At 58.0% G+C, this 12,535-nt stretch carries 12 protein-coding genes; 7 read left to right on the plus strand and 5 right to left on the minus strand.

Annotated features, from left to right (window positions below):
• Nucleotides 1-414 precede the first annotated feature (414 nt).
• Nucleotides 415-1,446: a PHB depolymerase family esterase gene (locus tag VK725_RS10290; protein WP_325317961.1), complete on the minus strand. Its 1,032-nt coding sequence runs from the start codon at nt 1,444-1,446 to the stop codon at nt 415-417.
• Between the two features lie 380 nt (nt 1,447-1,826).
• Between VK725_RS10290 and VK725_RS10295 the strand changes: the two genes are divergently transcribed.
• From VK725_RS10295 to VK725_RS10310, 4 genes are all read left to right on the plus strand, one after another.
• Nucleotides 1,827-2,948: a hypothetical protein gene (locus VK725_RS10295; RefSeq protein WP_325317962.1), complete on the plus strand. Its 1,122-nt coding sequence runs from the start codon at nt 1,827-1,829 to the stop codon at nt 2,946-2,948.
• Between the two features lie 686 nt (nt 2,949-3,634).
• Nucleotides 3,635-4,267 (plus strand): cytochrome b, encoded by a 633-nt coding sequence (locus VK725_RS10300; protein ID WP_325317963.1) that lies wholly within the window; start codon nt 3,635-3,637, stop codon nt 4,265-4,267.
• A gap of 103 nt (nt 4,268-4,370) precedes the next feature.
• The gene (locus tag VK725_RS10305) at nt 4,371-5,822 is read left to right on the plus strand and encodes a glycosyltransferase (RefSeq protein WP_325317964.1); all 1,452 of its coding nucleotides are present in this window, start codon (nt 4,371-4,373) and stop codon (nt 5,820-5,822) included.
• A 94-nt stretch (nt 5,823-5,916) separates the two neighbouring features.
• Nucleotides 5,917-6,276, plus strand: coding sequence for a hypothetical protein (locus tag VK725_RS10310; protein WP_325317965.1), 360 nt, complete (start codon nt 5,917-5,919; stop codon nt 6,274-6,276).
• A gap of 166 nt (nt 6,277-6,442) precedes the next feature.
• Here the strand turns inward: VK725_RS10310 and VK725_RS10315 are convergent, their stop codons facing one another.
• Both VK725_RS10315 and VK725_RS10320 read right to left on the minus strand, forming a co-directional pair.
• Complete coding sequence (locus VK725_RS10315; RefSeq protein ID WP_325317966.1) at nt 6,443-7,201, minus strand: SDR family oxidoreductase; 759 nt, start codon at nt 7,199-7,201, stop codon at nt 6,443-6,445.
• Between the two features lie 21 nt (nt 7,202-7,222).
• Nucleotides 7,223-7,624, minus strand: coding sequence for a nuclear transport factor 2 family protein (locus VK725_RS10320; protein ID WP_325317967.1), 402 nt, complete (start codon nt 7,622-7,624; stop codon nt 7,223-7,225).
• 229 nt (nt 7,625-7,853) lie between these two features.
• Here VK725_RS10320 and VK725_RS10325 point away from each other — a divergent pair, with 229 nt between their 5' ends.
• The 3 genes from VK725_RS10325 to VK725_RS10335 all read left to right on the plus strand — a co-directional run bounded on the left by VK725_RS10325 (nt 7,854) and on the right by VK725_RS10335 (nt 9,859).
• The gene (locus tag VK725_RS10325) at nt 7,854-8,450 is read left to right on the plus strand and encodes a TetR/AcrR family transcriptional regulator (RefSeq protein WP_325317968.1); all 597 of its coding nucleotides are present in this window, start codon (nt 7,854-7,856) and stop codon (nt 8,448-8,450) included.
• 221 nt (nt 8,451-8,671) lie between these two features.
• Entirely contained in the window at nt 8,672-9,313 is a 642-nt protein-coding gene (locus VK725_RS10330) for a DUF6348 family protein (RefSeq protein WP_325317969.1), read from the plus strand.
• A gap of 93 nt (nt 9,314-9,406) precedes the next feature.
• Nucleotides 9,407-9,859 (plus strand): GNAT family N-acetyltransferase, encoded by a 453-nt coding sequence (locus VK725_RS10335; RefSeq protein ID WP_325317970.1) that lies wholly within the window; start codon nt 9,407-9,409, stop codon nt 9,857-9,859.
• A 1-nt stretch (nt 9,860) separates the two neighbouring features.
• On the opposite strand, the gene VK725_RS10340 is transcribed toward VK725_RS10335, so the two are convergent.
• Nucleotides 9,861-11,084 (minus strand): ABC transporter permease, encoded by a 1,224-nt coding sequence (locus tag VK725_RS10340; protein WP_325317971.1) that lies wholly within the window; start codon nt 11,082-11,084, stop codon nt 9,861-9,863.
• Between the two features lie 10 nt (nt 11,085-11,094).
• Nucleotides 11,095-12,414 carry an ABC transporter permease gene (locus VK725_RS10345; RefSeq protein ID WP_325317972.1) on the minus strand — a complete coding sequence of 440 codons (1,320 nt, stop codon included), beginning with the start codon at nt 12,412-12,414 and terminating at the stop codon, nt 11,095-11,097.
• Between the last annotated feature and the right edge of the window lie 121 nt (nt 12,415-12,535).

The following is a 12,535-nucleotide window of genomic DNA, read 5'->3' on the forward strand; positions in this document are numbered from 1 at the left end:
AACAGTTGTCTTCCAGGCTGGTCAGGCCCTGGGATTGGGTGAAGGTGGCAAGGCTGATGGCTTGACCATGAGCGCACGTCGCCAAACCCAGCACGGCGATCCAGGCGGCGAGGACTGCACCTACGCCACGCCGGGAGCGGCAAGTCCGCGAGGACGCGCTCGTCATGCGATCTGATCCCGGTTTCAACGCCTACAGCCCCCGTTCCACGCTCGTCCATCGAGCGTCCCATCTTCTGGTGGACCCGCACACACTGCTCAGGTCCGGGTTCAACCATACCGCAGGTTGGTGTTCCTCGCTGGCCCTCCGCGCCAGGTGCCAGGGGGGTGAATTCACATGACGCGCTAGCGTGACGAAGCGCAGGTCTCGCAGCAAACGGCGAAGCCGCACCGGGTTACGGCGCGGCTTCGCGAAATTCAGAGCTGCAACGAACCGCCTGCCAGTTTATTGACTTCCGCCATGATGGCCGTCATCTGGGGGCCCGATTTGAGCGCATAGTGACTATTCGTGTAGCCCCACCAATCCCAACACCCATACGGGTTGTAAGGAACATCGGCATCGATCGTCTGTGGATAGAGCACGATGATGTTGTTCGTGTCCGCCCATTCGTTGATGCCGCTGTCGTGCACGAAGGCGGTGCCTACCGTTTCCTGGTTTTGCGAGCATCCATGCAACGCCACGACCAGGCGGCACGCCTGTCCCGCCGCGCAATTCTTCGGCACAAAGACCCAGCCCGTGCTATCCATCGAAATGGCCGCGCAATTCCCATTTGCGCAAAAAGAATTCTGATTGAACTGGATGAAGCTGCCGCCTAAAGCGCCCGAATTGCGCGCCTGAAGCGTGCCGTAAAACATCGTCAGGAATGTCTGTTCCGGATCGATGCCGCAGTTGTTGATGTATGGCAGCGCGAGATAACCGCAGGCGGTGATCGCGTCGGGCGATACCCAGGAATGCTCCGCCGCGGTGTAATTGTTGTAGGTGATCTCGCCGATCGAGGTGAAACTTTGGTAGTACTGATACAGGTCGTTCATCGTCGCCTGATAGTTCACCGTATCCAGCGTGCCACTGAACATGTAAATCGGTTTGCCTGCGATATTGCTGACCGGATCGATCGCGCCCGCCGAAGCTTCTTTATTCGTATAGCTGACCAACGACGACACGGGCACGTCGACGCCGGTAGCGCAGGCCTCGCCCCAGAACGCTTCATTATCTTGCGCGCAGTAATACGTGCCGCCAGCCATCACGGCGGTTCCATAGATCGCTTTTGAATAGGCCACTTGCAGCTGTGTGGCCATATAACCCCCTGACGAAATGCCCGCCACCGTTACGGCGCTGGGGGTGATGTTGTACGAACCGAGCGAGGTTTGTGCCCGCGCAAACGTCGAAGCGATCGTGATAGCGCTGAACAGCACTGCTACAACCAAGTATCTGAGGTGTTTCGAAAGCATCGAAAAGTCCTCCATCGTCACGTAGGTGTGTTGTCGATGGCGCGATGCTTTTGCCCCACCCGCACCGTCACCAAAGCCCTTGTGCGGTCGCCGTCATGGAGATCGCGAAGCGAGAAGTGACCACGGCATAGAGCAGGGCACTCATTCGCCTCGCCAAGAAAGCACGGCGCGGCAATGAGTTGAATTGGACGATGGGGCTATGCGCCTGTCGCGATGCCTGCCAAGCCGATCTATGCGTTACGGCGAGTCGCCGCGCAGTCTACGGCTGACTAAGCTAGGACTGTCCGCTTTTGCCCATAGCGGACCTTGGAGATATAGGATCGGGAAAGAGTGAAAAATAGCTCTGTCCTTTTCTTCCTTAAGCAGAGGCACGGGTAAAAATGCAGAAAAGTCGGATCTTCCCTATTTTCGCAATGCTCGTCTTCCTCGCGCTCTCATCCAGACAGATGTATGCGCAAGATGTTGTCGTGGGCGTGAATGCTTCCATGGGTTCGCTGAGCACCCAACAACAGAACACCGTTCTCAACGAGTTGCATGTCGCCGGAGTTCATTTCATCCGTACAGGCATTACGGCCGACGACAAGGGAGTGGATTTTGCTCGCCGCGCCCAAGCGCAGGGCATCCGCATCCTGTGGTTGGTCCAGCTGCAGTATCGGTCAGGCGCACCCAGCCGCCCATGGCCCAACGCCTTTAATGTTTGGGGCGGGCCTGCGCTTTCCGCCGTCGACCCCGATCAATTCCGCAAATATTTCGAGCCGCTAATGGCCAAACTCGAAACCGCTGGCGTCACCCTGGCAGGCTTCGAGCTAGGAAATGAAATCAACTCGCCGATGTTCAATGCAGACTTTAGTCTGCCCGCTGAAAACCCATCCCGCTCCAGAGAATTCAATCTCGACGATCTCTCTCACGACCAAGAAGCACAGCAGGTGGCCAAGGGCTATCTCCAATATCTCAAGTTGCTTGCGGTTATTAAGGATGTGCGCTCTCGATCAACGCTCAATCAACATGTACCGATCATCAGCGCTGGCCTGGTTTTCAATGAAGCTCCGGGCGCTCCCCGCACAGCGCGGTTGGATGCGGTCAGCGCCACCGCGACACTCGACTTCATGCGAGCTCATGGTCTGGATGATCTCGTGGACGCTTACGGTGTTCACACCTATCCGTGGACGAATGATCCAGGAAACGCCGCCGCGGCAACGGGGCGTCGAGAGCGATTGCAAAAGTATGTTCTCGATGAGTGCAGGCCGGAAAGCAGCGTTCGTGGTAAACCGTGCTGGATTACAGAATGGGGCATACCCAATCACGATGCATCCTGCCCAACCAAAGAAACGAATCAGGTCATCTTGGTCAACGAGACGCGAGCCAACTTCCGGTCTTATATCGCAGAGAAACGGGTCCTTGGTCTTTTCTACTATGCGTGGCTCGACAGCCGTGAAGGCTTTGCCATTTATCGTTGCGATCATTTAACGCAGACAGGGCATCTTGCGCTGGCACCCTTCTAGTCGCTGGTGAAGAACGAGTCAGGCTCAATTACTAGTGGTTGCTGCGGTGAGAATGTCCGTTCCCGACCCAAAGCAGACGTCGTGCGAGAGCACCCTCGGCTAGATGACGATTGGATGAAGCTTTCTCCACAGGTGTCAACATGTCCCACGCCGGTTGGCGTTCATGAGAATTTTGAGACATCACACTCTCCCGCTGACTTACGTGACTAATCGAGTGGTCGTCTGACAAATCGCTGTCTTACGGATTAAGACCATTGGCCGAGCTTCGCGCTTGCCGTGCCTCTTTGGCCGAACCCTCCCCGATGACGGGAGTAGGGCGCTTTGCGACGGCGATGCCCAAGTTTTATGAGTGACTTATGACGAGTTGGCCTGACGCCGGACCGCTGTTCTGCGGGCGCTGACAGTCGGAATGTACGGACGACAATCCTTGGCGTATAGGCGCCCTAGCCACGAAGTGTGGCAACGTCGTCAACCGGCCCAACGCATCCACGTTCGGACTTGTAAGCCGCAACGAATGAGTCAGCTCGGGACATTAAACGTTAGTGCGTCAGAACGGCACTCACGTTTTGGATTGCCCGGCAGTCCGGTGGCCCAATACGTCGTCGAAGAGATTTCATGTCGCTTGAGAAGATTTCGATCAGGGCTCAGTTATATCGGTCTCACGGTTGAGTATGGTGAAGAATTCGGTGTCTACCAGAACGACTTGGCGCTCGGGCCCTGAGCCGCACGGTTTGCCAACCGTTGCTTATGACGTGTCGAGGTATACGCGCGTTGCGATACTTCTACATTGGACGATTGCCCTACTGATCCTGGCCAATGTCGTTCTTGGTTTGAGCGCAGCGTGGTTGCCGCCCTCTGTGCTATCCGACGTACAGGCGCGTGTGGTCGTCGATACGCATAAATCCATCGGCATTACCGTGCTTGGGCTTGCCATCGTGCGCGTACTCTGGCGGTTGACGCATCGGCCGCCGCCGTTGCCGGCTGAATTCCCTGGATGGGAGAGGGCGGCTGCGCATTTTGCGCATGCCTTCCTGTATGTGTTGATTTTCGCATTGCCCTTGAGCGGCTGGATGCATGACTCGGCATGGAGCGCAGCGGCATCGCATCCGATGTATCTATTCGGACTCGTGCCATGGCCGCGCATCGGCTTTCTGATGCACCTCGATCCCGCCCTTAAAGACCAGCTTCATACCCAATTGGGCACGCTGCACACCGCATGCGGCTATGCGCTGTATGGAGTTTTGATGCTTCACGTCCTAGGTGCGCTCAAGCATCAGTGGATCGACCGCCACCCCGTCATCGGGCGGATGTTGCCGTAGCACGTTACGGTGGACGACCGATGATTCGTGGTGCAATCAAAATAGTAAATGCGGGCGCCCAAGACATGCGTCGACGTTCGCAGTGACATGTTGAAGGATACTGATGGAAACCCCCGTCGACTTGCTTGATCGCGCGCTAGCGCTGGCTTCGCCCCGTATCTCCCCTGTGCGTACGCCGATCATCAGCGTACTCATCCATACGGGTGTCATGGTGCTATGGGTGGTGTTGTTCGCGCGTGCGTTTTTTCTGCATGGTGTCGTTGCGTGGTCTACGGGCATTGCCTATGTCATTTATGACACGTTGCTGCTGATCTTCGTCGCATGGAAAACGTTGCCGCTCATGAAGCCGTTGTCCCAGGTTGCGCCGAGCGTCCCAGCGCCGACGCTCGGCGTCATCGTTGCCGCCCATAACGAAGCGGCGGTGCTCCCGATCACGCTGCATGCGCTCCTTGCTCAGACCACTGTGCCTGCGCAAATCGTTATCGCCGACGACGGTTCGACCGATGGCACGGCGGCGCTCCTCACCAGTCGCTTCGGCCTGGTCGATCCGGGCGTGGGCAATCTGAGCGAGCCAAGTACCACGCATGCTGCACTGCGCTGGCTGCGTCTGCGGCATGGTGGCAAGGCACGTGCGCTCAATGCGGCGATGCTCGTCATGGATACCGATACCGTGATGACAGTAGACGGCGACACGTTGCTCGAACCCGAAGCATGTGCGGCCATGTCGCACGCATTCGCGGCGTTGCCAAACATGGTGGCCGCTGCAGGTTTGCTGTCGCCCGTGTGCAGCCGTACGGTGAGCGGCCGCTTTTTCCAGTGGTTTCAGACGTACGAGTACATTCGAAATTTCGTTTCTCGCTACGCCTGGATGCGTGCGAATGGCCTTCTTCTTATATCGGGTGCGTTTGCATGCTTTCGGCGAAAAGCGGTGCTGGCAGTCGGTGGTTTCGATCCGGATTGTCTCGTCGAGGACTATGAGCTCATTCACCGGCTACGCCGCTACTCTTTCGATCGTGGTCTCGGTTGGGATGTGCGTGTGATAGGCGGCGCGAAGGCACGGACAGATGCGCCGAGCACATTGTCCAGTTTTTTGCGACAGCGGCGACGCTGGTTCGCGGGATTCCTGCAGACGCAGTATTGGTATCGCAGCATGACCGGCAATCGCCGCTACGGCGCACTTGGCATGTTGATGCTACCGGTCAAGGCGCTCGATACCGTGCAGCCGCTCTACGGACTGGCGGCGTTTGGCTTGCTGCTCGCTTTCTTGTTTGGCGGGCGATTTACCATCGTGCTTCCGGTGCTGGCGATCATTCTCGCCAAGATCGTCATCGACTTGGTGTTCCAGTCATGGTCGCTCTATCTGTATCGACGCTGGAGCGCCGATCGTGGCAGCTCGAGCTTCGGCATGGCGCTGTGCGCGTCGATCCTGGAGCCATTCTCGTTCCAGCTGATGCGTCACGGCGGCGCTGCGCTGGGCTGGCTGTACTTCCTGCTTCGGCGCAGCGAATGGGGCGCGCAACGTCGGGAAGGTATTAACTCAATAGGTAGACCTTGAGCCAATAAGTCAGCTGTGTCGTCTATGTCGCACCGGCCCGGGTTTGTGTCACGAATGGACGCGGACACAATAGAATCGACGGCGGACCCGCTAAATGTTGAACTTTATGCGCTACCTGTCTTTTCTACTTCTTGGCCCTTGGCTCATCGTCCTGGCTTGGGCTTATTGGGCAACGGGAAAGACGTTTCGTGTGAACTGGCAGCGCAAGGCCTATGACGTTGCGATAGTCGTCATTGCTTTAGTTGCAGCATTCGGAAGCGCCCTGTTGGCTTATGACGACATCACCGTTCAAAGCGTCGGAAGCTTTGGACGAGAGAGCGGAGGCATCTGGAAGCAGGTCATGCCGGCGCTGTATGGGTATGGCGCTTTCGCCGCAGTGATGCTGGTGGGCATAGTGACGCGGATGCTCCTTCGAAGGCGCAAGAGCAATTTCATTGCCCCGCAAAAGAGCTGAGGGTATTGGCCGTGACGCGCGGTGGATTGCTTCTACTCGTTTTGGTCGTCGTGGTTCTTATTTGGCGATTCGTGCGTAACCGTCTTCGTCGCCGCAGAACTGCAGGTATCTAAATGTGGCGCGCCTTCCGTGGCGCGGTGCGACCTACATGTCGTTAGCCACTCATTTAAGCGCCGCCAAAGAGCGCAAGTGCCTGCTCGTTGAAACCATTGACGAAGCCATGTTCGTTCGGGCCAACATTGGTGCGGAACTGCTTGGCGGCATCGATCACGATCTCGTCTGCGTCCGTGCCAAGCATTGCCATGGTTTGGGCGATGAACTGGTCCAGCGGCATGGCTTGCTCAGCTTCCTGGCTGTTCATGAGTTCGGTGCGCACCCACGGCGGTGCGATCTCCAGGACGCGAACTTTCGTATTTCGCAGCATGAAGCGCTGCGACAGCACGTATGAATGCAACGCCGCCTTGGTCGACGAATAAATGCCGGTAACGGCCAACGGTACGAAGGCAAGTACGGAACTTGTATACGCCACCACCGCGTTGTTCTTGGTCTTCAGATGTTCGATCAGCGCGGATGTCATGCGGATCGGGCCCAGCAGGTTCGTTGAGATGGTCGAGGTCAACAGGGCGTCATCGATCTTTCCAGCGACGGTATCGGGCTGCATGATGCCCGCGTTGTTGATGAGCACATTGAGTTCCGGGTGATCGGCAATCAACGTCGCTGCTGCGCGTTCGATGCTGGCCGGATCGGTGACGTCGAGTTCGATTGCTTCCATACCGGGATTGGCTGCGATCACCGCATTGAGATGACTGCGCCGCCGGCCGGAGATGATGACCTTGTTGCCCAGCTTGTGCAGCGCTTCGGCGAGTCCGCGACCAATACCCGAGCCACCGCCGGTAATAAAGATAGTGTTGCCAGTCAGTTTCATGAGAGTTCTCCTAGGATGGGATCAAGCAGGAAAGCGATTGCCGAACATCGGCAATCCGCTTTTGGATTCGGTTTGGGTGGCTTCGTCTTGCAACACGTCCCAGTGCTCGGCGAGCTTGCCGTCTTCAATGCGGACAACATCTGCAGCGATCCACGCCGCCGGACGGCCATGACCGGAGAAACGGCCATGCACGATGACGTAGTCCCCTTCGGCCAGGATCAAGCCATGCTCGTAACGCAAGGTGCTGGGAATGCTGCGAATCAGATTGAACAAGCCGTCGCGGCCCGGTTCGATGTGTGCGCTGTGCTGGATGTACGTGTCGGACCAAAAACGCTCGGCGGCTTCGTAATCGCGCTTGTTGAACAGCGTGTCGAATGCCTGGAGGACAAGAGCCTTGTTCTGTTCGGGCGACGTCTTTGACATGGTCGTTTTCCTCTTCGATGGCTAAAGGCTCAAGGGACGATGCGCCCGAGCGGGGGTTCGTCGATGAAGCCCCGGCGCTGGGGATTTGGCTGTGTAGTGCTAGGATGTATTCACGATGGTGATCACCATCGACGTGATGTACAATGCCACCATTGAAGTCACCTGTCAATGGTGATCACCATTGTAATTTGAGGCAAGTCGCCAATAGGTGTCGAGCAGGAGTAGGCATATGGGCGTTTCAAAGCAGCAAGCTATTGAAAATAAAAGGGCAATCGTTGCCGCAGCGGAAAAGCTCTTCCGCGAGCGCGGGGTGGCCGCGGTGGGGTTGGCCGAGCTGACTAAGGCCGCGGGCTTCACCCAGGGCGGCTTTTACAACCACTTCAAATCGAAAGATGCCCTGGTCGCTGCGGCCATGGAGAGGGCGTTGGAGGATGGCGCCGCCCAGCTCGTCGACGGTATGCAGGCGTCGAAGGCGAAGGCGAGCGACCCCTTGAAGGGATACATGGATTGGTACCTGTCCGCCGCGCACCTGACCAATATCGAAGCGGGTTGTCCGTTGACCGCGTACGCCGGCGATGTCCGCCGACTCGGCAAGGAAGCGCGGCAATCGTACGTGCGCGGACTGGAATGGAATTTCGATCAGATGATGAGTGTGGTCGACGGCGAAAATGCGCAAGAGAAAAGAAAAAAAGTCATCACGCTCTTCAGTCAGATGGTCGGATCGCTGGTGCTCTCACGCGCCGTCGTCGAGGCAGATCCTGACCTCGCCGAGGAAATACTGAAAGATGGGCGTCAGCAGTTGCAGCAGGCCATCTCCTCTGACTAAAGAACATCCCGCGCATGGCTTGGGTTACGTTGCGGCAATCCAACAATGCACTCTTACCTTTGCTCGTTGCCATGTCAGCTTTCGACAAAGCGGTCATCGTCTCTTCGCGGCGTATTCGCCGAAATCGCTAGCGGCGCGCGTGGCCAGAAACGTTCAAAATTGGCCAACTCAACGCCAGCCAGCGGGTTGATAATCGCGGCTTGCCCCCTGGAGTAATTCCGATGAACGACAACGCCCTGCAAGCCGACTTGCTTCGCTTGTTCGAGCGCCATGACGTGGAGCTCGAACTGGATGAAGACTGGCTGGTAACCGATGGCGATTTTCCTGCCGTGCGCGCCAGTTGGCATGACGGTGCGGCAGGTGAGCCGGGCAGGCTGGATGTGGACGTGGTGATCAGCGAAGAGCGCCATATCGAGGAAAGCTTTGCCGGCATCGGACAGGGTGACGCCGGTGCGCGCGATGCGCTTATCGCGTTCGAACGCAATGTCTTGTACGTGCTGTTGGCCGCATGCTGGTACGTCACCGACGATCGACGCATTCAACTGCAAAGCTGGGATCTTGGCATGCGGTCCTGGGATGTGTTCGTCGGCCCGCTGACACTCAGCCGTGACGATGTCGCTGCACCCGAAGGCTTGTTGCCAGCGTTGCAGGATGCCTTGCGTAATGAATCGCTGAGTGGCGAATTGCACTGGATCCGACTCTTCCATCGCCGCGCGGATGATGGCTCGGTGATGGCCGAGGCACTGCTGGATAACCAACCCTGGCCCGGTGGCGATCGCTTGCTGGGCCAGTTGAGCTGGCCGTCAACGGAGAAAGGATATAGCGCGCGTTGCTTCATCGCGCTGGATATTCGTGATTACTGAAGCTAAATATCGTCATTGGGCCCTGCCTTGTTCCACGCAGAGAAGGGCGAGCCTTGGATTTCATCTGCCCGATTGAGGAGCAAAGGCTAAACGATGATCGAGATTGCGCCAGCCACCCTTGCAGACACGCTATCCATACATGAGCTTCTAACCGATTGCGACCTCTCCACATTGGAGGTTCTCGCGCCGGGCACTATGTACTTTGTCGCGTGTATGGGCGAGAAGCTGGTCGGTGTATGCGGTCTCGAATTCGATGGGGAGTCTGCGCTGCTGCGTAGCGTTGCTGTCGACAACAGTGCGCGCGGCCGAGGCATCGCAAGAGCTCTGATCGATGGTGCCATCCAGGAACTCCATCGCAGGAGCGTGCGCGTACTATTTCTTTTCAGTAAAGACACGGGCGCATACTTCGAGAACTTGGGATGGGTAGAAGTGCCAGTCGGCGAGGCAGCCGACGCGCTGCGACAGGCTCCACAAGTTAAACGTTATGATCGCGTCGGTTGGTACGTCGACGAGCGTGCTTTCCGCCTTTACTTACCGGCCGGCTGACTCAAACAGAGCGCGTCGCTTCCACCGGCGGCAGTCGCGACGCACGCCATGCCGGAACAAACACGGCCGATTGTCCAAGCAACAAGATCACGACCATCCCCACAAGCACATAGGTCAGCGACAGCCGCTGCATCTCGAAGCGATCCACCAATACGACGTTCAGTGCAACACCCAACAGCGCACCGATCGCGATGCCGCCCACGCTCAACAACAGATTTTCGGTGCAGAAGTAACTGAGAATATCGCGTTTGGTCGCACCCAATGCCCTACGCACACCGATGTGCTTGCGGCGCTGACTTACCCAGAAGCTGGTCAATCCTACGATTCCGGCTGCCGTGGTACCGAGCAGCACCATGCAGATAATCCCCATCAGCAACGCCATGCCACGATCGGTGCGATAGGCGCTGGCCCTGATCGCTGCGTAAGGCTCGATGTCCTTATCGCCGATCACGCGCAACGGATTGGCGACAATCAGAGCCTGCGGCGCCATATGCAGCACAGCCGTCCATTCGCCCGGTCGTGCGCGCACGACATACGAAGTGCTGCTATCGAGCAAACGGAATGGAACCAGCAGGGAACGCTCGTCCCAGGCTTGCGAGAACGTGCCGGTGGACGTCTGCATATGCTCCACGACGCCCACGATCGTGCTGGGTGGTGCGCTGCCGACACAGATCTGCCGCCCCACCGCCGTACCATCCGGAAATAATTTGTCTGCCAGCGCCTTGGTGACGATTACAACGTGCGGCAACAACGTATCGCGTGCGGCCATCTGGCCGATTTCGTCGGCGCGGAAATTGCGTCCGGCGATCAGCTTCAAACCAAGCGTCGCCAATGCATGATCATCGGCAAAATAAATCGCAGACGGCGACGTCGCCGTTTGCTGATCCATCGTATAGCGCACACCTTTGGACCAACCGTCCACACCCAGGGGATAGCCGTTAGTCGCGTACGCATCCATGACTCCGGGGGCGCGACGCAGCGTTTCCAGATCGGACGCCATGAGGGCCTGCACCTCTTGCTTCGAAGGTTGGCCGATCCACTGATTGTGAATCACCAGCACATCGGTTTCGTCCACGCCACTGGGCCGCGACAAGCGCGTAACACGCTGATGAATGATCGACAGCGCGTTGCAGACGATCGCCAGCGTCAGCGCGATCTGCAGCACGATCAAAATCGTGCCGGCCTTATGATGGCGTAGCGCGGAGAGAATCGGCTTGATCTGCATGTCCGTCGCCTTATTGGGATTTCAGCTGCAGCGATGGCTGCACATGCGCCGCTCGCCATGCCGGATAAAGCGCCGCGATTACCGTGGCGCAGATGGCGACCAGTACCGTCAACAAAACCAGCGAAGGCGTGAGATGTGCAAGTTTGGCAATCGCCGGATCGAACAAGAGATCGGTGCCCAGGATGCCCAAGGCAGTAAGCGACAACCCCAGCACGCCACCTGCAACGCCCACGGCAGTGGCCTCCGCGACGAATTGCCGATAGATCGCACCGCGCGATGCGCCCAACGCGCGACGCACGCCGATTTCGCCGGCGCGGCGCATGATCTTCGCCAGCAACAAGCCGATGGTATTGACCAGGCAGACCAGCAGAAAGCCAGCTGCGACCAGCAATGAAACCTTGGTCTCCGGCGGTACCGTTCCTTCGTGATCGAGCCAGTCCGTCAACGCGAAAAGCCTCACATTGGCGGCCCAGCGAAAGCGTCCGCTGCGTTGCTGTTCCGCCGCGTAGCCACTCAGAAACTGGTTGTACCGCTGTAACGCTGCCGCGTCCGGCAATTCAACCCAAAGCGACACCCAGACGCATTCCGATTTCAGCCAACCGTCCCATCCCGGCACCAATGGCCGGATGGAACCGGCGCAACTGTTGTTGCCGTTGCTTCCCGTCTGCATCGCTACTGCACGCGTAAACGGCAGGTAGAAATCCGGCGCATCGCCGAAGGCGGTGCTGTTGTTGACGTCGTAGAAGCGCGGTTGTGGATTCCAGTTGTCGACGACGCCAACAACACGGTAATCGTGTCCATCCACATCGAGCGTGCGCCCGACACTGTTGCTGCCGCCATACAGTTGCTGATTGAGGTGCCGGCCGATCACGATGACGTTTGCTTGCGATCGGTCGTCATCGCCAGACCAGCCGTTGCCGTACAGGAACGTCGCCTCGAACATCGGAAAGAAGTCCGCGTAGGTTGCGTAGCCGTTGGCGGCAAATGGCCGATGCGTACCATCTTGCGGTATGACATTTTCCAGCACCGGATAAATCGCCGTCTGGCGCTTTGCCGCGTGCGCCTGCATCAGAGCCATCGCATCGCTATAAGTGAGTGCGTCGGGTAAGTGATTGCGCGACGAACCGTTCTGCGGTCCAAGATTGTCGATCTGCGGCACAAACAGCTGTGCTGACTTGTCGGGCAGCGGGTTACCGGACACCGCGCGAAAAACAGCATAGGTCGTCATCGACGCCGCCACGCCGACGCCCATGATCACGACCATCAACAGCGTCAGTCCCGGACTGCGCCGAAAGCTGCGCAACGCAAGCTGCATGTAATAAGCGAACATGGCACCCACCGCTCCTGGTAGGGCCGCCTGCCATCGAAAGCGAGCGACCGCTGCTGCACAGGCTGCCAAGGCACGAGGGGGTTCGCATGTTTTTTGTGACGATGTGATGCCGATCGGGGGT

This window comes from Dyella sp. (assembly GCF_035486915.1).
In the GTDB taxonomy this organism is placed as follows: domain Bacteria; phylum Pseudomonadota; class Gammaproteobacteria; order Xanthomonadales; family Rhodanobacteraceae; genus Dyella_B.

What these genes read in the sequence shown, in the direction of transcription:
- VK725_RS10290 (WP_325317961.1), bottom strand. Translation starts at nt 1,446, where the DNA reads ATGCTTTCGAAACACCTCAGATACTTGGTTGTAGCAGTGCTGTTCAGC.
- VK725_RS10295 (WP_325317962.1), top strand. Translation starts at nt 1,827, where the DNA reads ATGCAGAAAAGTCGGATCTTCCCTATTTTCGCAATGCTCGTCTTCCTC.
- VK725_RS10305 (WP_325317964.1), top strand. Translation starts at nt 4,371, where the DNA reads ATGGAAACCCCCGTCGACTTGCTTGATCGCGCGCTAGCGCTGGCTTCG.
- VK725_RS10310 (WP_325317965.1), top strand. Translation starts at nt 5,917, where the DNA reads ATGTTGAACTTTATGCGCTACCTGTCTTTTCTACTTCTTGGCCCTTGG.
- VK725_RS10315 (WP_325317966.1), bottom strand. Translation starts at nt 7,201, where the DNA reads ATGAAACTGACTGGCAACACTATCTTTATTACCGGCGGTGGCTCGGGT.
- VK725_RS10320 (WP_325317967.1), bottom strand. Translation starts at nt 7,624, where the DNA reads ATGTCAAAGACGTCGCCCGAACAGAACAAGGCTCTTGTCCTCCAGGCA.
- VK725_RS10325 (WP_325317968.1), top strand. Translation starts at nt 7,854, where the DNA reads ATGGGCGTTTCAAAGCAGCAAGCTATTGAAAATAAAAGGGCAATCGTT.
- VK725_RS10330 (WP_325317969.1), top strand. Translation starts at nt 8,672, where the DNA reads ATGAACGACAACGCCCTGCAAGCCGACTTGCTTCGCTTGTTCGAGCGC.
- VK725_RS10335 (WP_325317970.1), top strand. Translation starts at nt 9,407, where the DNA reads ATGATCGAGATTGCGCCAGCCACCCTTGCAGACACGCTATCCATACAT.
- VK725_RS10340 (WP_325317971.1), bottom strand. Translation starts at nt 11,084, where the DNA reads ATGCAGATCAAGCCGATTCTCTCCGCGCTACGCCATCATAAGGCCGGC.
- VK725_RS10345 (WP_325317972.1), bottom strand. Translation starts at nt 12,414, where the DNA reads ATGTTCGCTTATTACATGCAGCTTGCGTTGCGCAGCTTTCGGCGCAGT.